The sequence below is a fragment of the Candidatus Brevundimonas colombiensis genome, from assembly GCA_029202665.1.
Classification (GTDB): domain Bacteria; phylum Pseudomonadota; class Alphaproteobacteria; order Caulobacterales; family Caulobacteraceae; genus Brevundimonas; species Brevundimonas colombiensis.
In genome coordinates, this window is the sequence record CP119326.1 from 2,929,399 (window position 1) to 2,948,942 (window position 19,544).

20 protein-coding genes are annotated in these 19,544 nt (G+C 67.0%); 14 read left to right on the forward strand and 6 right to left on the reverse strand.

Annotated features, from left to right (window positions below):
- The first annotated feature begins 92 nt into the window (after nucleotides 1-92).
- Genes P0Y50_14370 through mnhG form a run of 6 tightly spaced genes read left to right on the forward strand, consistent with a single transcriptional unit; the run spans nucleotide 93 to nucleotide 6,075 of the window.
- Nucleotides 93-3,011 (forward strand): monovalent cation/H+ antiporter subunit A, encoded by a 2,919-nt coding sequence (locus P0Y50_14370; protein WEK39700.1) that lies wholly within the window; start codon nucleotides 93-95, stop codon nucleotides 3,009-3,011.
- Nucleotides 3,008-3,352, forward strand: a complete 345-nt coding sequence (locus P0Y50_14375) for a Na+/H+ antiporter subunit C (protein WEK39701.1) — start codon at nucleotides 3,008-3,010, stop codon at nucleotides 3,350-3,352. Before P0Y50_14370 ends, P0Y50_14375 begins: the two co-directional genes overlap by 4 nt.
- On the forward strand, nucleotides 3,349-4,944 hold the full coding sequence (locus P0Y50_14380; protein WEK39702.1) for a monovalent cation/H+ antiporter subunit D: 1,596 nt from the start codon (nucleotides 3,349-3,351) through the stop codon (nucleotides 4,942-4,944). Before P0Y50_14375 ends, P0Y50_14380 begins: the two co-directional genes overlap by 4 nt.
- Nucleotides 4,941-5,429 carry a Na+/H+ antiporter subunit E gene (locus P0Y50_14385; GenBank protein WEK39703.1) on the forward strand — a complete coding sequence of 163 codons (489 nt, stop codon included), beginning with the start codon at nucleotides 4,941-4,943 and terminating at the stop codon, nucleotides 5,427-5,429. Before P0Y50_14380 ends, P0Y50_14385 begins: the two co-directional genes overlap by 4 nt.
- Nucleotides 5,426-5,707, forward strand: a complete 282-nt coding sequence (locus P0Y50_14390; GenBank protein ID WEK39704.1) for a K+/H+ antiporter subunit F — start codon at nucleotides 5,426-5,428, stop codon at nucleotides 5,705-5,707. Before P0Y50_14385 ends, P0Y50_14390 begins: the two co-directional genes overlap by 4 nt.
- Nucleotides 5,704-6,075: a monovalent cation/H(+) antiporter subunit G gene (gene mnhG / locus P0Y50_14395; GenBank protein WEK39705.1), complete on the forward strand. Its 372-nt coding sequence runs from the start codon at nucleotides 5,704-5,706 to the stop codon at nucleotides 6,073-6,075. Before P0Y50_14390 ends, mnhG begins: the two co-directional genes overlap by 4 nt.
- Before the next feature lie 66 nt (nucleotides 6,076-6,141).
- Here the strand turns inward: mnhG and P0Y50_14400 are convergent, their stop codons facing one another.
- A complete protein-coding gene (locus tag P0Y50_14400; GenBank protein WEK39706.1) occupies nucleotides 6,142-6,891 on the reverse strand; it encodes a hypothetical protein in 750 nt (249 codons plus the stop codon).
- 111 nt (nucleotides 6,892-7,002) lie between these two features.
- Between P0Y50_14400 and P0Y50_14405 the strand changes: the two genes are divergently transcribed.
- On the forward strand, nucleotides 7,003-7,608 hold the full coding sequence (locus P0Y50_14405; GenBank protein WEK39707.1) for a TIGR00730 family Rossman fold protein: 606 nt from the start codon (nucleotides 7,003-7,005) through the stop codon (nucleotides 7,606-7,608).
- 104 nt (nucleotides 7,609-7,712) lie between these two features.
- Nucleotides 7,713-8,006: a hypothetical protein gene (locus P0Y50_14410; GenBank protein WEK39708.1), complete on the forward strand. Its 294-nt coding sequence runs from the start codon at nucleotides 7,713-7,715 to the stop codon at nucleotides 8,004-8,006.
- A 21-nt stretch (nucleotides 8,007-8,027) separates the two neighbouring features.
- Here P0Y50_14410 and gltX read toward each other — a convergent pair whose 3' ends face one another.
- The 3 genes from gltX to P0Y50_14425 all read right to left on the reverse strand — a co-directional run bounded on the left by gltX (nucleotide 8,028) and on the right by P0Y50_14425 (nucleotide 10,481).
- A complete protein-coding gene (gene gltX, locus P0Y50_14415; protein WEK39709.1) occupies nucleotides 8,028-9,362 on the reverse strand; it encodes a glutamate--tRNA ligase in 1,335 nt (444 codons plus the stop codon).
- 79 nt (nucleotides 9,363-9,441) lie between these two features.
- Nucleotides 9,442-9,876 (reverse strand): RNA polymerase-binding protein DksA, encoded by a 435-nt coding sequence (gene dksA / locus P0Y50_14420; protein ID WEK39710.1) that lies wholly within the window; start codon nucleotides 9,874-9,876, stop codon nucleotides 9,442-9,444.
- A 179-nt stretch (nucleotides 9,877-10,055) separates the two neighbouring features.
- Nucleotides 10,056-10,481: a flagellar assembly protein FliX gene (locus tag P0Y50_14425; GenBank protein ID WEK39711.1), complete on the reverse strand. Its 426-nt coding sequence runs from the start codon at nucleotides 10,479-10,481 to the stop codon at nucleotides 10,056-10,058.
- 183 nt (nucleotides 10,482-10,664) lie between these two features.
- Here P0Y50_14425 and P0Y50_14430 point away from each other — a divergent pair, with 183 nt between their 5' ends.
- The 4 genes from P0Y50_14430 to P0Y50_14445 are packed head-to-tail and all read left to right on the forward strand — an operon-like array spanning nucleotide 10,665 to nucleotide 14,142.
- Nucleotides 10,665-11,780, forward strand: coding sequence for a flagellar basal body P-ring protein FlgI (locus P0Y50_14430; GenBank protein ID WEK39712.1), 1,116 nt, complete (start codon nucleotides 10,665-10,667; stop codon nucleotides 11,778-11,780).
- A gap of 2 nt (nucleotides 11,781-11,782) precedes the next feature.
- Nucleotides 11,783-12,085: a rod-binding protein gene (locus P0Y50_14435; GenBank protein WEK39713.1), complete on the forward strand. Its 303-nt coding sequence runs from the start codon at nucleotides 11,783-11,785 to the stop codon at nucleotides 12,083-12,085.
- Nucleotides 12,082-12,519: a flagellar basal-body protein FlbY gene (locus P0Y50_14440; protein WEK39714.1), complete on the forward strand. Its 438-nt coding sequence runs from the start codon at nucleotides 12,082-12,084 to the stop codon at nucleotides 12,517-12,519. The genes P0Y50_14435 and P0Y50_14440 overlap by 4 nt, the downstream gene beginning before the upstream one ends.
- A gap of 45 nt (nucleotides 12,520-12,564) precedes the next feature.
- The gene (locus P0Y50_14445) at nucleotides 12,565-14,142 is read left to right on the forward strand and encodes an EAL domain-containing protein (GenBank protein ID WEK39715.1); all 1,578 of its coding nucleotides are present in this window, start codon (nucleotides 12,565-12,567) and stop codon (nucleotides 14,140-14,142) included.
- Nucleotides 14,143-14,152: 10 nt separating this feature from the next.
- Here P0Y50_14445 and P0Y50_14450 read toward each other — a convergent pair whose 3' ends face one another.
- Complete coding sequence (locus tag P0Y50_14450; protein WEK41587.1) at nucleotides 14,153-15,664, reverse strand: ABC-F family ATP-binding cassette domain-containing protein; 1,512 nt, start codon at nucleotides 15,662-15,664, stop codon at nucleotides 14,153-14,155.
- Nucleotides 15,665-15,686: 22 nt separating this feature from the next.
- Nucleotides 15,687-15,821 carry a hypothetical protein gene (locus P0Y50_14455; protein WEK41595.1) on the reverse strand — a complete coding sequence of 45 codons (135 nt, stop codon included), beginning with the start codon at nucleotides 15,819-15,821 and terminating at the stop codon, nucleotides 15,687-15,689.
- Between the two features lie 111 nt (nucleotides 15,822-15,932).
- Here P0Y50_14455 and P0Y50_14460 point away from each other — a divergent pair, with 111 nt between their 5' ends.
- Nucleotides 15,933-16,463 (forward strand): group III truncated hemoglobin, encoded by a 531-nt coding sequence (locus P0Y50_14460; protein ID WEK39716.1) that lies wholly within the window; start codon nucleotides 15,933-15,935, stop codon nucleotides 16,461-16,463.
- 104 nt (nucleotides 16,464-16,567) lie between these two features.
- A complete protein-coding gene (uvrA, locus tag P0Y50_14465) occupies nucleotides 16,568-19,510 on the forward strand; it encodes an excinuclease ABC subunit UvrA (protein WEK39717.1) in 2,943 nt (980 codons plus the stop codon).
- The last annotated feature ends 34 nt before the right edge of the window (nucleotides 19,511-19,544 follow it).

Consider the following 19,544-nt stretch of genomic DNA (forward strand, 5'->3'; position numbering starts at 1 on the left):
GCCCCGCTTTCCAGTCCGTAGGTGAGAACCTTGGCGAACCTTGAGCGTTCGCCCAAACCACCCGCGATCATTCGGAGAGACGCGCCGCCTCGATGTCCATCAGCTTTCTTCTCGTCATCATTCTGATCCTGCCCTTCATGGGCGCGATCGCGGCGGCCGGCCTGCCGCGTCACGCCCGAACGGCCGCCGCCATCCTGTCGTGGATCGTGGCCCTGATCAGCCTGGGGTGTCTGGCGGCGCTGTGGCCGATGTTTCAGGACGGCGAGACGCTGAAGTTCGAGATTCCCTGGCTGCCTTCGCTGGGTGTCAATCTGGTGCTGCGGCTGGACGGACTGTCCTGGCTGTTCAGCGCCCTGATCCTGGGCATCGGCGCCCTGGTGGTGCTGTACGCCCGCTACTACATGTCGCCTAAGGATCCGGTGCCGCGTTTCTTCTCGTTCCTGCTGGCCTTCATGGGTGCGATGCAGGGGGTGGTGCTGTCGGGCAACCTGATCCAGCTGGTGGTCTTCTGGGAGCTGACCAGCCTCTTCTCCTTCCTGCTGATCGGATATTGGCATCAGAATCCGGCCGCGCGCGAAGGGTCGCGCATGGCCCTGACCGTCACGGCGACGGGCGGGATCGCGCTGCTGGTCGGCATGATCCTGATCGGGCGGATCGTCGGCAGCTACGATCTGGATGTCGTGCTCGCCTCGCGCGAGGCGATCCAGCAAAGCCCCCTCTATCTGCCCGCGCTGTTGCTGTTGCTGGCGGGGGCGATGACCAAGAGCGCCCAGTTCCCCTTCCACTTCTGGCTGCCGCGCGCCATGGCCGCGCCCACGCCGGTCAGCGCCTATCTGCATTCGGCGACCATGGTGAAGGCGGGCGTCTTCCTGCTGATACGGTTCTGGCCGGTCTTCGCGGGGACAGAGAGCTGGTATCTGATTGTCGGCGGCATGGGTCTGGCCACCCTGTTGCTCGGCGCCTGGTGCGCCATATTCCAGCATGATCTGAAGGGTCTTCTGGCCTATTCGACCATAAGCCACCTGGGGCTGATCGTCCTGCTGCTGGGGTTGGGCAGTCCCTTGGGCTGTATCGCCGCCATCTTCCACACGGTGAACCACGCCACCTTCAAGGCGTCGCTGTTCATGGCGGCCGGCATCATCGACCATGAGGCCGGCACCCGCGATATGCGCAAGCTGAGCGGCCTGTTCCGCTTCATGCCCTTTACCGCGACCCTGGCCATGGTGGCGGCGGCGGCCATGGCGGGCGTGCCCCTGCTGAACGGCTTCCTATCCAAGGAGATGTTCCTGGCCGAGGCCGTGGCCAGCGTGAACACCCACGGCCTGAACCTGATCCTGCCCGCCCTGGCGACCCTGGCCAGCGCTTTCAGCGTCCTTTACTCGCTGCGCTTCATCCACACGACATTCTTCGGCCCGCCGCCGACCCAACTGGACCGCACGCCGCACGAGCCGCCCGCCTGGATGCGTCGGCCGGTCGAAGTGCTGGTGGCCTTGTGTCTGGTCGTCGGCATCTTCCCGGCGGTGACCGTGGGGCCGTTCCTGAAAAGCGCGGCTGTCTCGGTGCTGGGCTTCGACCTGCCCTATTACAGCCTGGCCCTGTGGCACGGGTTCAACCTGCCGCTGGTGCTCAGTTTCGTCGCCCTGGGCGGCGGCGTGGCCCTGTATGTCGCGTTCGGACGACGCATCAACGCCAATCCGCGCGGCGGACCGTGGGGCTGGAAGCGGCTGAACGGCGGCTGGCTGTTCGAACGCGCCATGACCGGCCTGTTCAAGGCCTCCGAGGCCATGGTTCGCCTGTTCGGGGCCACGCGCCAGCAACCGCAGCTGCGCGCCATCGTATTGGTCGCCCTGCTGGCGGGCGGTCTGTCCGCGACAGGCGCGGGCCTGATCATCACGCCGATCATGCCGACGCCCACCTTGGCGAACTGGGCGTTTGCCGGCCTTTGGCTGGTCGGGGCCAGCTGCGCCGTCGCGGCGGCCTGGCAGGCGAAATACCACCGCCTCGCGGCTGTCGTTCTTATGGGCGGCGCGGGTCTGGCCAGTTGCCTGTCCTTCGTCTGGCTGTCGGCGCCGGACCTGGCCGTGACCCAGTTGCTGGTCGAGGTGGTGACCACCGTCCTGCTGCTGCTGGGCCTGCGTTGGCTGCCGAAGCGGCTGGAGACCATCCGCCTGCCCGAGGCCATGGAAAAGCGGTCGCGTCGGCGCCGCCGCATAGATCTGATCATCGCCGCCGTCGTCGGCACGGCCCTGGCCGCCATATCCTACGCCGTCATGACCCGGCCTTCGGTCGAGGGGATTTCGCGCTTCTTCGTCGAACACGCCTATAAGGACGCGGGCGGGCGCAACATCGTCAACGTCATCCTGGTCGACTTCCGCGCCTTCGACACCTTCGGCGAGATCACGGTCCTGGGCATCGTCGGCCTGACCGTCTTCGCCCTGCTGCGCCGCTTCCGGCCCGCCGACGACACCCTTTCCGGACCCAGCCAGCAACGGGTTCAGAACGCCTCGGACCGCAATCACGAGACACGGTCGGAGGGCGACACGCTGAAAGAGACCATGCTGATCCCGCGCGTGGTGATGCGCTGGATCTTCCCCTTCATCATCCTGCTGGCCGTGCATCTGTTCCTGCGGGGGCATGACCTGCCGGGCGGGGGGTTTGCGGCGGGGGTGGCGCTGTCGATCGCCTTTGTGCTGCAATATATGGCTTCCGGCGCGCGCTGGGTGGAGGAACGGCTGGCGATCCGGCCCATCTTCTGGATCGGCGCCGGCCTGGTGATCGCGGCGCTCAGCGGCGTCGGGTCGTGGCTGTTCGGCTATCCGTTCCTGACCTCCTGGTTCCAGTACGCCGATCTGCCGATCCTGGGTCGCGTGCCGCTGGCCAGCGCGGTGCTGTTCGACCTGGGCGTGGTGGTGCTGGTGGTCGGCGCCACCGTCCTGACTCTGGTGGCCCTGGCCCACCAATCGCTGCGCAAACCCAAACAAAGAGACGCCGAGGAAGGAGAACCGTCATGATGGAACTGGTTCTCGCCCTAGCCATCGGCGTGCTGGGCGCCTCGGGTGTCTGGCTGCTGCTGCGGCCGCGCACCTTCCAGGTCATCATGGGGCTGTCGCTGCTGTCCTATGCGGTCAATATCTTCATCTTCGCCATGGGCCGGCTGAGGTCGGGCGCACCGCCGGTGCTGGCGGACGGGAGCGCCGACCCCGCGCGCTACACCGATCCGACGCCCCAGGCCCTGGTCCTGACGGCCATCGTCATCAGCTTCGCCCTGACCGCCCTGTTCCTGGTGGTCATCCTGGCGGCGCGCGGCATCACCGGCAGCGACCATGTCGACGGCAAGGAGCCGGACGCATGACCGATTGGCAGTCCCATCTGATCATCGGCCCCATCGTGCTGCCCATGATCATCGCCTCGGCCATGCTGCTGGTGAACGAGCGTCGCCGCATCCTGAAAGCCTCGCTCAGCCTGGCGGCCATGGCGGCCATCCTGATCATGGCCCTGATCCTGCTGCACGAAAGCGCCAATGGCGCCGTGGGCGGGGGCGACACCGCGCGCGTCTATCGCCTCGGGTCGTGGGCCGCGCCCTATGGCATCGTGCTGGTCGCAGACCGGCTGTCGACGATGATGGTGGCCCTGACCAGCGTTCTGGGCGGGTGCGCCCTGATCTTCGCCCTGGCGCGATGGGATCGGGCCGGGCCGCGCTTTCACGCCCTGTTCCTGCTGCTGATCATGGGGGTGAACGGCGCCCTGTTGACCGGCGACCTGTTCAATCTGTTCGTCTTCTTCGAGGTGATGCTGGCCGCCTCGTATGGACTGGCCCTGCATGGATCGGGCGAGGCCAGGGTGCGGGCCGGCGTCATCTATATCGCCGTCAACCTGACCGCCTCCCTGCTGTTCCTGATCGGGGTCAGCCTGATCTATGGCGTCACGGGCACGCTGAACATGGCCGATCTGGCGATGCGCGTTCCGGCCATCGCGGCGAGCGACCTGGGGCTGTTCCACATCGGGGCGGCGATTCTGGGTACGGCCTTCCTGATCAAGTGCGCCATGTGGCCCGTGGGTTTCTGGCTGACCTCGACCTATTCGGCCGCCAGCGCGCCGGCGGCGGCGGTCTTCGCCATTCTTTCCAAGGTGGGGGTCTATGTCGTCATTCGCCTCAGCCTGCTGCTGTTCGGCGCGGGGGCCGGCGCCTCGGCCGGGTTCGGCCTGACCTGGCTGATGTTCGGCGGGCTGGCGACCATAGCCTTCGGAACCTTCGGCCTGATCGCCTCGCGTGACCTGTCGCGGGCCGCCGGATTCGGGGTGATGGTCTCGTCGGGGACCGTCCTGGCCATCCTGGGCGTCGGGGATACGGCGGCCCTCAGCGGCGCGCTCTTCTATCTGATCGGGTCCACGCTGGCCTGCGCGGCCCTGTTCCTGCTGGCCGAAATCCTTCAGCGTGGGCGCGAGGCCGATGTGGGCGAGGCGCGGGCCGTCTTCGACGACGAATACCGCGATCCGTTCGATGACGAGGAGCGCAACGAGCCTGGTCTGGTCATTCCGGCGGCCGTCGCGGCCCTCGGCGGGGCCTTCCTGATCTGCACGCTGATGGTGGCGGGAATGCCGCCCCTGGCAGGATTCGTCGGCAAGCTGTCGATGATAGACGCCCTGGTCAGCGCCGGAGGGCCGGCGCAATGGACGCTGGTGGCGGTGCTGTCCGTGTCCAGCCTGGGCGCCCTGATCGGCCTGACGCGGTTAGGCGTGGGCGCCATCTGGACCCGCGACGAGGACGCCCCGGCGTTCGTCGTGGGCGCAGCCGAACTGACGGCCGTCGCCGCCCTGCTCGGGGCCTGCGTGTTCCTGGCCATCTTCGCCGGTTCCGCCCTGATCTACACTGATCATACGGCCGCCTGGCTGGCCGAACCGCAGGGCTATGTCGACGCCGTCCTGAAAGGCGACGGCCTATGAGACGCATCCTGCCCTATCCTATCCTGTCGCTGGGCCTGTTCGTCGCTTCGATCCTGCTCAGCGCCTCGATCAAGCCGCCGTCTCTGGTGCTGGCCTTGCTGTTGGCCGTGCTGGCGCCGATCATCATGCTGGCCCTTGGCGTGGATCGCGTGCGGCTGAAATCGCCCGGGACGATGGCGCGGCTCGCCATCGACGTCGCCGGCGACATCGTGCGCTCCAACTGGGCGGTGTCGCAGATCATCCTGGGTCGCCGTCGACATGAGCGGACATCCGGATTCATCCATATCCCGCTGGACCTGCGCGATCGGTACGGTCTGGCGGTCCTGGCCATCATCATCACCTCGACGCCCGGCACCCTGTGGGTCGAATATGAATCCGCCACAGGTCGTCTGCTGCTGCATGTTCTGGACCTGGTGGACGAAGACAGCTGGGTGCGGCTGATCAAACACCGCTACGAGCGTCGGCTGATGGAGATCTTCGAATGACGGCGGCGGTGCTGGTCTGGGGGCTGGGTCTGGCCCAGCTGATGCTGATTTGCGCCATGGGACTGGCGGCGTGGCGGATCATCCGTGGGCCGCGCGCCCAGGATCGCGTATTGGGCATGGACACTCTCTATCTGAACGGCATGCTTCTGGTCGTCTTGTTCGGTATCCGTACCGACAGCCAGCTCTATTTCGAGGCGGCCCTGATCATCGGCATGCTGGGCTTCACCGCCACCGTGGCCCTGGCCAAGTTCCTGATGCGCGGCGAGGTGATCGAATGACCGAACCTGACATGCCTGCGTGGGTCGCCTTCGTCGTCGTGGGTCTGGCGGTCGCCGGTTCGGCCCTGTCGCTGTTGGGCGCGGTCGGCCTGACGCGGTTGAAGACCTTTTACGAGCGGGTCCACGCCCCCACCCTGGGGGCGACACTGGGCATGGCGTTGATCCTGCTGGCCTCTATCGTCTGGTTCACCACGGTCGAGCGGCGGTTCATGCCGCGCGAAATCCTGATCGGTCTGTTCCTGACGGTGACGACGCCGGTGACGCTGATCCTGCTGGCCCGCGCCGCCCTGTTCCGAGACCGCACGGAGAAGGCCGAAACCGCAGACGAGGCGGACAAAAAGAAGCCCGGCAAGGGAGCGCCGGGCTGATCCAGGTTCGGTGATGGCGCCCCTGAGGGCTAAGGCCAGTCGTTAAGCGAATTGGTTTGCGAAATCCTAATGGCCAGCCTGGTCCGGCAGCCAGGCGCTCTGATGACCGACCGGCGCCACAGGCCAGACGATACGCCACCCCTGGCCCGCGCGAGCAATCGAGAAACCGCTGCCGCCGCCGTCGCCCGGATAGTCGAAACTCTGCCCAGCCACAGTGATCGGCGCGGCGCCTGCGCGACCGATCATGGCCCGCCATCGGTCCCGTGCAGCCGGTGCGACATCGACTTCCGCGCCGCCGATCGTGACCACAGGCGGATTCTGCCCGGCCGGTCCCGAGGCGACGAGCGTCGAACCGTCCGAATCGACCGCGTTCAGCACGCTGGATCCGTCCAGCCTGACGGTCGGCTGACCTGCGGCGATCAAGGCGACCGGCCCCGCCCCGCCCTGGATCACCACCAGGGTCTCAGGCGAGATGGCGGCGTCCTCGCCGACTTGAACCTCGGGCGTCAGCCGCACGTCGCCGTGCAGCGGCGGCAACCTCAGTTCGAAACGGCCGGCCGCATCGGCGTTGACCGCCACCGCCGCCACGTCCGGCGCCCGCAGAACAACGCGCGCGTTGGGATCGGCCGCCCCGCGCACGATCAGCACGCCGCCGTCGCGCGTCACGCCGTCGATCATCGGCGGTCGGACCCAGGGCGAGGCCTTTTCCGTCCCGGACGGTCCGACCGCGCCGCCCTCGCCCCGCGAACAACCTGAAAGCGTCAGCCCCGACGCCAGAAGGGCCGCGACGATCGTTACGCTGATCCGACGTTTCATCCTTGGCCTCGACGATATAGGACTGGCGACCCAGCGGCTCGTGCTGGTGTTAGCGCGAGCGCCGCCGGTTTGGCCATGGGCCAGGCCGGCATTCGTTTTGTTTGAGGCCCCATGTCCCTGCCCCCCGTTTCGTTCCTGCCCTTCGACGGCTCATCCGTCTGCCTGTTCTGCGGCGCCTCCGAGACCGCCGATCCCGCCTATACCGAGGCGGCCTACGCCTTCGGGCGCGCAACGGCTGAGGCGGGCTGGCGGCTGGTCTATGGCGGCGGCGGCGTCGGGCTGATGGGCGCCTCGGCGCGCGGCGCGCACGAGGCCGGGGGCCGGGTCGTCGGCATCATGCCGGCCTTCCTGCGCAGCCGCGAACGTCTGTTCGACGAGGTCGAGACGGTCGTCGTCACCTCGATGCACGAGCGTAAACAGTTGATGTACGATCAGTCCGACGCCTTCGTGGTCGCCCCCGGCGGCATAGGCACGCTGGAAGAGGTGGTCGAACTGCTGTCGTGGAAGCGGCTGGATCTGCATCACAAGCCGGTCGTCTTCCTGAACCTGAACGGTTTCTGGGACGGCTTCTTCGCCCTGATGCGCCACAGCGTGGACGAGGGCATGACCCCGCCGTCCTTCCTGGACGCCTGGACCGTCGCCGATACGGTGGAAGAGGCCTTGGCCCTTATTCAGTCGCCCGACGCCGCCCAGCCGCAGAAACATGATCGTCGGTAAGTGATCGCCGCTTACATTCGCATCTCTCCGTATTGACAGTTTTTATCCGAAACTGACATTGGGACTATGCGGCACGACGCCGTTCTTCTTATCGGAGAGTTTTCATGCGCGCCCTGTTCGCCGCAGCCGTTCTTTTCGCCGCCGCACCCGCCATGGCCCAGACCCCGGCCGCCACCAGCCTGACCCTGGCCGACGCGGCCAAGGCGCCGGCGCGCGCCACCATCATCGACGGTGCGCGCTGGTCCTGCCAGGGCGCCGCCTGCACCGCCTCGGGCGGCACGGAGCAGCCCGCAACGCGCGCCTGCCGCCGCGTTGTCCAAAGGTTCGGCGCAGTGACCGCCTTCTCCTACAAGGGCGTCGCCCTCAGCGCCGACGAACTGGCCGTCTGCAACGCCTGATGTCGAGCGGCGCGGGGCGGCTCAGGCCGCCTCGCCTCTCAGACGTCGCTGAATGGTCTCACGCCCGATCAGCGGCGCCAAGGCCGCCATGTCCGGCCCGTGCGCCTGGCCCGTCAGCGCCAGACGCAGCGGCATGAACAGCGCCTTGCCCTTGGCGCCCGTCTCGGCCTTCACCGCATTGGTCCAGGTCGACCATGCCGTCTCGTCGATCACGTCGGGCAGAAGGCCGGCGGCCGTGTCGATGAAGCCTGCATCTTCGATGACCGGCTGGATCGGCCCTTGAACGATCTTGGCCATTTCAACGACATCGCCGAACCTGTTCAGGTTGCCGCGCACCACCGACCAGAAGGTCTCGCCCAGGTCCGCGTCCAGCGCCTGAAGCCGGGGCCTGGCCGTGTCGTAGTCCATGACGTGCAGCGCCTGGGCGTTCAGCCGGTCCAGATCCGCCGTGTCATAGCGCGCCGGCGATCGGCCCATCTTGGAGAAGGCGAAGCCGGCGCCCAGCGCCGCGATGGACTGACCGATCTCCAGCGGATCGGACGTGCCGATCCGGCCCAGATGGCTGGTGATGGCGATGGGCTCATAACCCTGATCGCGCATGTCGCTGATCGACAGCGAACCCAGGCGTTTCGACAGGGCGGCGCCGTCCGCCCCGACCAGCAGCGGCATATGGGCGAAGCCGGGCACAGCCGCGCCCAGCGCCTCGAAGATTTCGATCTGGGCGCCGGTGTTGGTGACGTGGTCCTCGCCCCGGATGATGTGGGTGATGGCCATGTCGATGTCGTCCACCACCGACGGCAGGGTGTAGAGGAACAGACCGTCCTCGCGGATCAGCACCGGATCCGACATCGAGGCGGTGTCCACCTCGGCATGGCCGCGCGCCAGGTCTTCCCAGGCGACCCGCTTGCCTTCCAGCTTGAAGCGCCAGTGCGGACGGCGGCCCTCGGCCTCGTAGGCGGCCTTCTGTTCGTCGGTCAGTTCCAGCGCGGCGCGGTCGTAGATCGGCGGAAGGCCGCGCGACAGTTGCACCTTGCGGCGACGATCCAGTTCGTCGGCCGTCTCATAGGCGGGATACAGCCGGCCCGAAGCCTTCAGCCGCTCCGCCGCCTCTTCGTAACGGTCGAAACGTTTGGACTGGTTATAGCGCTCGTCCCAGAGCATCCCCAACCAGGTCAGATCGTCCTCGATCCCCTGTTCGAACTCCGGCGTCGAACGGCCCAGGTCCGTGTCGTCGATGCGCAGCACGAACGACCCGCCCTGCCCCTTGGCGAACAGCCAGTTCACCAGGGCGGTGCGGACATTGCCGACGTGCAGCTTACCCGTGGGCGACGGGGCGAAACGAACCTTGACGGACATAGGGGATCAACGACCTCGAAAGCGAGGCGGCTAGGTCGCCCCCCAACCCGGCGAAGTCAAGGCGTCGGCCCGTTAAACCTCAGTCGTCGCGGTGGACGCGCTCGCGACGCTCGTGCCGTTCCTGGGCCTCGACCGACAGGGTCGCGGTCGGACGGGCCTCCAGACGGCCCAGGCCGATGGGTTCGCCCGTATCCTCGCAATAGCCGTAGGAGCCGTCCTCGATCCGGCGCAAGGCGTCGTCGATCTTGGAGATCAGCTTTCGCTGGCGGTCACGGGTGCGCAACTCCAGCGCGCGGTCGGATTCGGACGAGGCGCGATCCACCAGATCGGGGTGGTTCTCGGTCTCGGCCTTCAGATTGACCACCGTGCCCTTGGACTCGCGAAGGATGTCGTCCTTCCAGTCCAGCAGCTTCTTCTTGAAATAGGCCTGCTGCCGTTCGTTCATGAACGGCTCGTCGTCGGACGGGCGGTATCGGCCGGATTCGTCGGTCACAACGGACGCCAAAGCGTTCATCGATCTCACGCTCTCTAACACGCCCCCCTGTGGCGCAGATGGCCGTATAGTCAGCCTGACGAGTCGCGGCAACGCGGTTCTCGATTCCGTGATCCAAATAGGGCGACCGACGACAGCAGAGTGACAAATGTCCCTCACTCGCCAAGCTTAGCCGTCTGACTTCTGTGGATTTTTTGGGCTCAACCGCGCGGGCCGCGCATTTCCGCCTTGGCCAGTTCGACCGAGGCGCGCAGGTCGATCTGGTCCAGCACCGCGTTTAGACCGGGATCGCCGTCGTCCGCCCGCTCTTCGCGCAGGCTGCGCGCCAGTCGATCCAGCGAAGCCTGGTCCGCATCGCCGCTCAAAAGCGCCAGTTTCAGTTCGTCCAGACGATCCAGCAGCCCGCCGCCCCGGCGGATGGCGCGACGCCGACGCTCAAGCGGCCCCTCCACCCCCTGCAGCGCCATCAGAGCCGAGACGTCCGACACGCCCCCGGCGGCGGCGCTGGCCGTTGCGGCCGGGGGCGCAGCGGCCGCAGCCGTCTGACCCAGCGAAAAGACGCTGGTCGATCGCGTCGCGCGCGCGCTGGTCGGCGTGCTGACGCCGTTTGGCCCGACAACCTTCATGCCCAGGTGCTCCGCATCATGGGATCATGGATGACGCCCCGCGATGACTGTTTGGTTAACGCCCCGGCAAATCCTGCCGCATCGACATCGTGCCCGGATCGACCGACGTTGAATTTCCATGGTTAATCGCGCGGCACGATCCTGGCATGGATGGGCGCGTAAAGCCGCGTGGACGTTCGACCGATGCAAAATCTGCTTGCCCGCCTTGCCGCCTGCGCCGTCGTCGCCCTGACGGTCTCGGCCGGCCCGGCACTGGCCCAGATGCAGTCGCGCATCAAGGACATCGCCGCAGTCGAGGGCGTGCGCGGCAACCAGTTGGTCGGCTACGGCATGGTCATGGGCCTGAACGGCACGGGCGACAGCCTGCGCAACTGCCCCTTCACGCGCCAGTCGCTGGAAGGCATGACCGAGCGGCTGGGCGTCAATATTCGCGGCTCCAACGCCAACACCAAGAACATGGCCGCCGTGATGGTCACGGCCGACCTGCCCGCCTTCGCCACGCCGGGTTCGCGCATCGATGTGTCGGTCGCCTCCATGTGCGACGCCAAGAGCCTGCTGGGGGGCTCCCTGGTCGTGACCAGCCTGCAGGGCGCCGACGGTCAGGTCTATGCGGTGGCTCAAGGGTCGGTTCAGACCGGCGCCGTGTCGGCCTCGGGCGGATCGGGTTCGTCGGTGACGCGCGGCGTGCCGACGGCCGGCCGCATCGCCTCGGGCGCCCTGGTCGAACGCGAGACAGGCTTCCAGATGGCGAACATGAACGAGGTGCGGCTGAACCTGCGCAACCCGGACTTCACCACCGCTCAGCGCGTCGCCGCCGTCGTCAACGCCGCCTATCCCGGCGCGGCCCTGGCCGAGAACGGCACGGTGGTCGCCCTGCGCGCCCCGGCCCAACTGGGCATGGCGGGCTTCATCAGCCGGATCGAAAACCTGCCGGTCAGCGTCGACACCCCCGCCAAGGTCATCATCGACGAGGTCAACGGCGTCATCGTCATGGGCGACGCCGTGCGCATCTCCCGCGTCGCCATCGCCCAGGGGAATCTGACCATATCGGTGGACGAACAGCCCATCGTCAGCCAGCCCGCTCCTTTCAGCCAGGGCCAGACCGCCGTCGTTCCGTCCAGCCAGGTCAATGTCACGGAAGACCTGGGCACCCAGATGCGCCTGGTGGGCGGCGGGGCCAATCTGTCCACCCTGGTCAACGGCCTGAACGCGCTCGGCGTCAGCCCGCGCGACATGATCAGCATCCTGCAGGCGATCAAGGCCGCCGGCGCCCTGCAGGCCGACATCGAGGTGATGTAAGCATGACCGACCTGACCGTTTCGGCCGACCTGTTGCGCCCGACCGCGGCGGCGCCGGTCGCCGCCAACCGCGAAAAGATCAAGGACACCGCCCAGGCCTTCGAGGCCACCTTCATCTCGCAGATGCTGAAGCCGATGTTCGATGGCCTGTCGACGGACGGCCTGTTCGGCGGCGGCCAGGCCGAGGAAACGTGGCGCAGCTTCATGCTGGACGAAATGGCCAAGACGACGGTCAAGGCGGGCGGCATCGGCCTGAGCGGGCCGATCATGTCCGAGATGCTGAAGATGCAGGAGGGACGGCGATGAGCGACAAGGAACTGGCTCAGGCGCGCGTGCGCCAGCTGATCGTCCTGACCCGTCGGCTGACGGATCGGCTGGCGGCCGAAACCCAGGCCTTCACGGAGCGCCGTCCTCAGGACGTCGCGGCCGGCCTGGTCGAGACCCAGGAGATGGCCAATCTGTATCGACGCGACACCGCCCATGTGAAGGCCAACCCCGCCCTGCTGCGCGACGCCCCGCTGGACGATCGCCAGACGCTTGCGGAGGCCACGCGGATCTTCGACACCGTGCTGAACGCCCACGCCCGCGCGGTCGATGCGGCCCGCCAGATTTCGGAGGGCCTGGTCCGCACCATCGCCGCAGAGGTCACCGCCGCCCGCACCCCGGCCAGCGCCTACGCCGCGGACGGCCGTGCGGCTCTAGGCGACGGGCGCGCCGTGGCTTTCAATCGGACGGCCTGATCGGCATTGCCGATTTTTTAAGCGCATGCGTGTCAGCATGGCCTCATGACGCTGACCACCCGTCTTCTTGGCTTGGCCTTCGCATCCGCCGACACCCTGGTCGAGGTGGACCCGCAGGGCGTCGTCGCCTTCGCCATCGGCGCGGGGGCCGTGACGGGCGAGGACGCCGGCGCGACCTGGACGGGACGACCGCTTCTGGACCTTCTGCACGATGGGTCGGCGATCCTGGCGTCGGTTCAGGACATGAAGCCGGGCGTGCGGATCGCGCCGACCCCCATATTGGTCGCGGCCGGCCCCGATCGGGTGCGCCGGGCGTCCTTCCGGGCTTTCGTCCTGCCCCAGATGGCCCCGGCGGTATCGTGCGCCATCGCCTATGAAGGACCGGCCTTCGCCACGGCCGATCTCGAAACCCGGCCCCTGATGCAGCCGGACGAGTTCTTGAACGACGCAGGTCGCGTCCTGAACGCCAATCCGGACCTCGCCCTGTCCTTCCTGGACATCAAGGGGCTGGAGGCGGTGGGCGAGGACATCGCGGGCCGTCTGAACCGCCGCATCGAGGCCACGCTGCAATCGGCCGCCGTCCAGGGCTCGGGCGCGGCCCAGTTGACCAACGTCCGTTTCGCCCTGTTGCGCCCGACCAACGACCGCCGCGACATCGCCGCCGAGATCGTCGAGGCGGGCCGCGCCGAGGGACTGTCGCTGGGCGCCGAGGCGTTCAACTCACCGGTGCCGCCGGGTTCCGATTCGCTGTGCGTGCTGCGCGCCATGCGTTTCGCCATCGAGGGCTGTCTGAAGGGCGACGGCCTGGCCAATCCGCAGATCGCCTTCGCCGACTCGCTCAAGCGCACCTTCCGCGAGGCGGAAACCTTCCGTAGCGTGGTGCAGTCGCGCGAGTTCCAGGTCCACTACCAGCCCATTGTCCATCTCGATTCCCGGGCGGTGCACCATTTCGAGGCCCTGGCGCGCTTTAACGCCAACAGCGGCCCGGCCGAAGCGATCCGCATGGCCGAAGAGCTGGATCTGATCGAGTCCTTCGACCTGGCCGTAGCCGAGAAGGTGCTGAAGCGGATGCGCCAGCCGGGCGCGGGCCTGCTGAAGATGGCGATCAACGTCTCCGGCGCGTCGCTGGGCGACGACACCTACGTCGAACAGCTGTTGCGCATGACCGCTGGCGCGCCGGACGAGCGGCGTCGGCTGATCGTCGAAGTCACCGAAACCTCGGCGGTGGCCGATATCGAGGCCGCCAATCGTCGTCTCGCCAACCTGCGCGAGGCGGGTATCAAGGTCTGTATCGACGACTTCGGCGCCGGCGCCGCCGCCTTCGACTATCTGCGCAAACTGGCGGTGGATGCGGTCAAGATCGACGGCGCCATCGTGAAGGACATTTTGACGGAAGAGCGTTCCAAGACCTTGCTCCACACCATCGTCGAGATGTGCCACTCGATGAAGCTGGAAACCATCGGCGAGATGATCGAGACCGAGGCGGTCGCGGCCGAGCTGAAATCGGCTGGCGTGGATTATGGTCAGGGTTGGCTGTTCGGCCGCGCCGAGGCCGAGCCGCGCACCCAGCTGGCCGCCCCGACCATGGTCCGCCGCCGCGGCACGGTCGAAGCCTGGGGCTGAGGCTTCCGGCCTACAGGCTGATCTTCCGGTCGATGTTCAGCGCGGCCAGAAAGTCTGTGTCATGGCTGACGACCAATATCGCGCCGTCATAGGCGTTCAACGCCTCCTCGACCGCAGCGATTGAGTCGAGATCCAGGTGATTGGTGGGTTCGTCCAGGATCAGCAGTTGCGGCGGCGCATCACCCGTCAGAACGCAGGCCAGCGCCGCCCTCAGCCGCTCACCGCCCGACAGAACGCCCACGCGGCGATGGGCGGCCGTATTGCGAAACAGAAAGCGCGCCAGTGCGGCATGGGCGTGATTGTCCGACGCGCCGGGGTTCAGCCGCCGCCACGCCCCGATCACCGTCTCGTCGGCCTGCAGCAGGGCCGCTTCCTGATCCAGCAACACCGCCCGGGCCGACCGCTCCACCCGTCCTTCGCTCGGCTCCAGGATCCCGGCGGCCATCAGCAACAGGCTTGTCTTGCCCGCGCCATTGGCCCCGGTGACCGCCACGCGTTCCGGCCCGATCATCTTCAGGTCAATCGGCCCGACCACGACCCGACCGTCCGGCGCACGCCACACCGCCCGATCCAGCGCCAGCACCGTGCGCCCCGCCGCCAGGCCCGTGGGCGGCATGGGGATGGCCAGGTTGCGGGTCCGCTCCACCCGCGACTGCGCCTCGGCCAGGGCGGATTGCGCCTGGTCCGTCATCCGCTGGGCCAACAGGTGGTCGCGGGCGCCGCTGTTTTCGGCGCGTTCGGCGCGGCGTCCCAAAACGATTCTCGGCTGGTCGCCCTTGGCCGCCTGACGCCGACCGGCCGAGTCGCGTCTGGCCTTGGCTTGGTTGCGCCTTTGGGTTTCGGCGCCGATCCGGGTCAGGTTGCGTTCGGCCTCAACCAGGTCGCGCGCGGCCGCCTCCCGCTCCACGGCTCGGTGTGCGACATAGGCGTCATAGCCGCCGCCGTGGACGCTGACGCCCAGGCTCGCGACCTCGACTATGCGGTCCATCTGGCGAAGCAGGCTGCGGTCGTGGCTGACGGCGACCACACCGCCCTTCCAGCGCCCGACGATCTCGGCCACCCGCGCCCTGGCGTCGACATCGAGATGGTTGGTCGGTTCATCCAGCAACAACAGATCCGGTCGCGCCATCATCAGGGCCGCCAACCGCAGCCGCGTCTGCTCTCCGCCGCTGAGGCTGGCTGTAGGCCGATTCAGCGCCAGGCCGCCCAGGCCGACAGCGGCCAAGGCTTCGTCCAGCCGCGTCTGCAGCGTCCAGTCGGCCTCTTCCAGATCGCGCTCGCTCGCCTCGCCGGCCAGAATGCGCGTCACCACCGCCATCGGCTGGTCCACGCCCAGCGTCCGGGCCACGGTTTCATCCGGCGCGGGGTCGTACCTCTGGTGCAGCACCCCGACCGTGCCGGATCGCACGACCACGCCGCCCGTCGGCGCAGCCTCGCCCGCGATCAGCCGCAGCAGCGTGCTTTTGCCCGCGCCGTTGCGCCCGACCACGCCAGTGCGCTCAGGCCCGAACGTCAGGCTCAGATTGTCGAAGAGAAGAGCGCCCTCAGACGTCCGTGCGGCGACCTTGTCGAACGTCGCGAACGCGGATGGGGACGCGCTTGGGCTTTGGCGAATTGGCATGAAGGATCACGAGCAGCATGGCGGACAGGGCGGAACCGGTTGCCAATGCGATGATCATGGTCTTCAGGCCTTCTGCAAAAACGCTTCAGAACACGGAGGATGGGTCCAGATCGGGCGATGCGCAAGCCCGGCGATGAACACGGCCGCGTGAGCCGGGGCGTAACGTCCAATGGCCAAGCCCGATCCCAGCCCCTATCTGACCCTCATGCCCAGTCCGTTCCGCATCGACGATCCCACCGGCGCCGAGGCCCGTCGCGCGGCTGCGGTCCAGCGACTGCGCGACGAGACCGGTATCGACGAGGCCATGATCGACGCCCTGGTCGAGGGTTTCTACGCCCGCGTCCGCGACGACGGTCTGATCGGCCCCATCTTCGCCGATCGCATCACCGACTGGGGTCCGCATCTGGCGCAGATGAAACTGTTCTGGTCGTCCGTCGCCTTGTCCACCGGCGTCTATCAGGGCCGACCCATGCCCAAACACCTGCCCCTGCCCATCGACGCGCGCCATTTCGACCGCTGGCTGGAGATTTTCGTCGCCACGGCCAATGACCTGTGTCCGCCTGTCGCCGCCGCCCATTTCATCGAACGCGCCCGCCGCATCGCCGAGAGTTTGGAACTGGGCATCGCCACCGCCAACGGCGTGATTCCGGCCAAGGGCGAACGGTTCATCCGCACGCCCGAACCCTGGACACCGGAATAGGCGCAAGACTGTTCTCATATTGTTCTTGCTGAAACCGGCGAATTGATCCCCATATAGCGTCGTCGCGCCGGAGCCGTCCGGCCCTCCCCGCGTTCCCGGACTCCATGACCGAAAAGCACAACTTCATCCGCGTTCGCGGCGCCCGCGAGCACAATCTCAAAGGCGTGGACCTAGATATTCCGCGCGAGCAGCTGGTGGTGATGACCGGCCTGTCAGGCTCGGGCAAATCCTCGCTGGCGTTCGACACCATCTACGCCGAGGGCCAGCGCCGCTATGTCGAGAGCCTGTCGGCCTATGCGCGCCAGTTCCTGGAGCTGATGGGCAAGCCGGACGTGGACCTGATCGAGGGTCTGTCCCCCGCCATCTCGATCGAACAGAAGACCACCTCCAAGAACCCGCGCTCGACCGTCGGCACGGTGACAGAGATTCACGACTATATGCGCCTGTTGTGGGCGCGGGTGGGCATCCCCTATTCGCCCGCCACCGGCCTGCCGATCGAGAGCCAGACCATCAGCCAGATGGTCGACAAGCTGACCGCCCTGCCCGACGGCGAGCGCATCCTGCTGCTGGCCCCCGTCGTGCGCGGCAGGAAGGGCGAGTACAAGAAAGAGATCGCCGAGTGGCAGCGTCAGGGCTTCCAGCGCCTGAAGATCGACGGCCAGTTCTATCCCATCGACGAAGCCCCGACGCTGGACAAGAAGTTCAAACACGACATCGACATCGTCGTGGACCGGATCGTCACCAAGCCGGATCAGGAAGGCCGCTACGCCGACAGTCTTCAGACCGCGCTGGGTCTGGCCGACGGCATCGCCAATGCGGAATGGGCCTCGACGAACGAAGGCGAAACCGCGCCTCGCTCCATCCTGTTCTCGGAACGGTTTGCCTGCCCGGTGTCCGGCTTCACGATCTCCGAAATCGAGCCGCGTCTGTTCTCGTTCAACAACCCGTTCGGCGCCTGCCCGGTCTGTGACGGTCTGGGGGTCAAGCTGGCCTTCGACGCCGATCTGGTGATCCCCGACCGGGACAAGACCCTGCACAAGGGCGCCGTCTCGCCGTGGGCGCGCGGCCCCTCGCCCCTCTACACCCAGACGCTGCAGTCGCTCAGCCTGCACTACGGCTTCTCGATGGATGTCGCGTGGCGCGATCTTCCAGCCCAGGCGCACAAGGCGATCCTGTACGGAACCGGGTCCGAGAAGATCAAATTCACCTATGACGACAACGCCCGCAAATATGAGGTGTCCAAGCCGTTCGAGGGCGTCCTGCCGAACCTGGAACGCCGCTGGCGCGAGACAGACAGCGCCTGGGTGCGCGAGGAGCTGGGTCGCTATCAGTCCGAGACCCCGTGCGACGCCTGCCACGGCAAACGGCTGAAGCCCGAGGCTTTGGCGGTCAAGGTCGGCGGCGAGGACATCGCCGACATCTCCGTGCTGTCGATTTCCAAGGCCTACCTCTGGTTCTCGACCATCGAGGAGAATCTGACGGACAAACAGGCCGAGATCGCGCGCCGCATCCTTAAGGAAATCTGCGACCGGTTGCGGTTCCTGAACAATGTCGGGCTGGACTATCTGAACCTGTCGCGGTCGTCCGGCACCCTGTCGGGCGGCGAAAGCCAGCGCATCCGTCTGGCGTCGCAGATCGGTTCGGGCCTGACCGGCGTTCTGTACGTGCTGGACGAACCCTCCATCGGCCTGCACCAGCGCGACAACACCCGCCTGCTGGAAAGCCTGAAAGGCCTGCGCGACCTGGGCAATTCGGTTCTGGTGGTCGAACACGACGAAGAGGCCATCCTGACCGCAGACTATGTCATCGACATGGGACCGGCGGCGGGGGTTCATGGCGGCCAGGTCTGCGCCGAGGGCACGCCTGCCCAGGTCATGGCCAACCCCAACTCCCTGACCGGCAAATATCTGACCGGCGCGCGCGAGATCGAAATCCCCGCTGACGGCCGCCGCCCCATCAACCGCAAGCGGATGCTGAAGATCAGCGGCGCGACCGGCAACAACCTGAAAAATGTCACCGGCGAGATTCCGGTCGGCGTCTTCACCTGCATCACCGGGGTCTCGGGCGGGGGCAAGTCCACCTTCACCATCGAGACCCTGTACAAGGCCGCCGCGCGCCGCCTGAACAATGCGTCCGAGGCCCCCGCCCCCTTCGACCGGATCGAGGGGCTTGAGCATTTCGACAAGGTCATCGACATCGACCAGTCGCCCATCGGCCGTACCCCGCGCTCCAACCCCGCCACCTACACCGGCGCCTTTGGTCCGATCCGCGACTGGTATGCGGGCCTGCCGGAATCCAAGGCGCGCGGCTATGGCCCCGGCCGGTTCAGCTTCAATGTCAAGGGCGGGCGCTGCGAAGCGTGTCAGGGCGACGGCGTCATCAAGATCGAGATGCACTTCCTGCCCGACGTCTATGTCACCTGCGACGTCTGCAAGGGCAAACGCTACAATCGCGAGACGCTGGAGATCGTGTTCAAGGGCAAGTCCATCTCGGACGTGCTGGACATGACGGTCGAAGAGGCCGCCACCTTCTTCAAGGCCGTGCCGCCGATCCGCGACAAGATGCTGACGCTGGAGCGGGTGGGACTGGGCTACGTCAAGGTGGGCCAGCCCGCGACAACGCTTTCTGGCGGCGAGGCGCAGCGGGTCAAACTGTCCAAGGAGCTGTCGAAACGCGCCACGGGCCGCACCCTCTACATCCTCGACGAGCCGACCACCGGCCTGCATTTCGAGGACACGAGGAAGCTGCTTGAGGTGCTGCAGGAACTGGTCGAAGCGGGCAACACCATCGTGGTGATCGAGCACAATCTCGATGTCATCAAGGTCGCCGACTACCTGCTGGACTTCGGCCCCGAAGGCGGCGACGGCGGCGGAGAGATCGTCGCGGTCGGAACGCCCGAACAGGTCGCCGACAACACCGCCAGCTGGACCGGCAAATACCTAAAGGAGGTGCTGGACCGTCATGAGGAACGCCGCAAGGCCCGCGTCGCGGCTCTGGGCGGTTCAGACGCCAAACCCGCCCGCAAGAAGGCGAAGGCGTCAGCCTGATCCGATCACCCCGTCATCCCCACCTTCGCGGCGA

Coding starts and splice junctions, on each gene's coding strand:
- P0Y50_14370 (WEK39700.1), top strand. CDS start 93: ATGTCCATCAGCTTTCTTCTCGTCATCATTCTGATCCTGCCCTTCATG.
- P0Y50_14375 (WEK39701.1), top strand. CDS start 3,008: ATGATGGAACTGGTTCTCGCCCTAGCCATCGGCGTGCTGGGCGCCTCG.
- P0Y50_14380 (WEK39702.1), top strand. CDS start 3,349: ATGACCGATTGGCAGTCCCATCTGATCATCGGCCCCATCGTGCTGCCC.
- P0Y50_14385 (WEK39703.1), top strand. CDS start 4,941: ATGAGACGCATCCTGCCCTATCCTATCCTGTCGCTGGGCCTGTTCGTC.
- P0Y50_14390 (WEK39704.1), top strand. CDS start 5,426: ATGACGGCGGCGGTGCTGGTCTGGGGGCTGGGTCTGGCCCAGCTGATG.
- mnhG (WEK39705.1), top strand. CDS start 5,704: ATGACCGAACCTGACATGCCTGCGTGGGTCGCCTTCGTCGTCGTGGGT.
- P0Y50_14400 (WEK39706.1), bottom strand. CDS start 6,891: ATGAAACGTCGGATCAGCGTAACGATCGTCGCGGCCCTTCTGGCGTCG.
- P0Y50_14405 (WEK39707.1), top strand. CDS start 7,003: ATGTCCCTGCCCCCCGTTTCGTTCCTGCCCTTCGACGGCTCATCCGTC.
- P0Y50_14410 (WEK39708.1), top strand. CDS start 7,713: ATGCGCGCCCTGTTCGCCGCAGCCGTTCTTTTCGCCGCCGCACCCGCC.
- gltX (WEK39709.1), bottom strand. CDS start 9,362: ATGTCCGTCAAGGTTCGTTTCGCCCCGTCGCCCACGGGTAAGCTGCAC.
- dksA (WEK39710.1), bottom strand. CDS start 9,876: ATGAACGCTTTGGCGTCCGTTGTGACCGACGAATCCGGCCGATACCGC.
- P0Y50_14425 (WEK39711.1), bottom strand. CDS start 10,481: ATGAAGGTTGTCGGGCCAAACGGCGTCAGCACGCCGACCAGCGCGCGC.
- P0Y50_14430 (WEK39712.1), top strand. CDS start 10,665: ATGCAAAATCTGCTTGCCCGCCTTGCCGCCTGCGCCGTCGTCGCCCTG.
- P0Y50_14435 (WEK39713.1), top strand. CDS start 11,783: ATGACCGACCTGACCGTTTCGGCCGACCTGTTGCGCCCGACCGCGGCG.
- P0Y50_14440 (WEK39714.1), top strand. CDS start 12,082: ATGAGCGACAAGGAACTGGCTCAGGCGCGCGTGCGCCAGCTGATCGTC.
- P0Y50_14445 (WEK39715.1), top strand. CDS start 12,565: ATGACGCTGACCACCCGTCTTCTTGGCTTGGCCTTCGCATCCGCCGAC.
- P0Y50_14455 (WEK41595.1), bottom strand. CDS start 15,821: ATGATCATCGCATTGGCAACCGGTTCCGCCCTGTCCGCCATGCTGCTC.
- P0Y50_14460 (WEK39716.1), top strand. CDS start 15,933: ATGGCCAAGCCCGATCCCAGCCCCTATCTGACCCTCATGCCCAGTCCG.
- uvrA (WEK39717.1), top strand. CDS start 16,568: ATGACCGAAAAGCACAACTTCATCCGCGTTCGCGGCGCCCGCGAGCAC.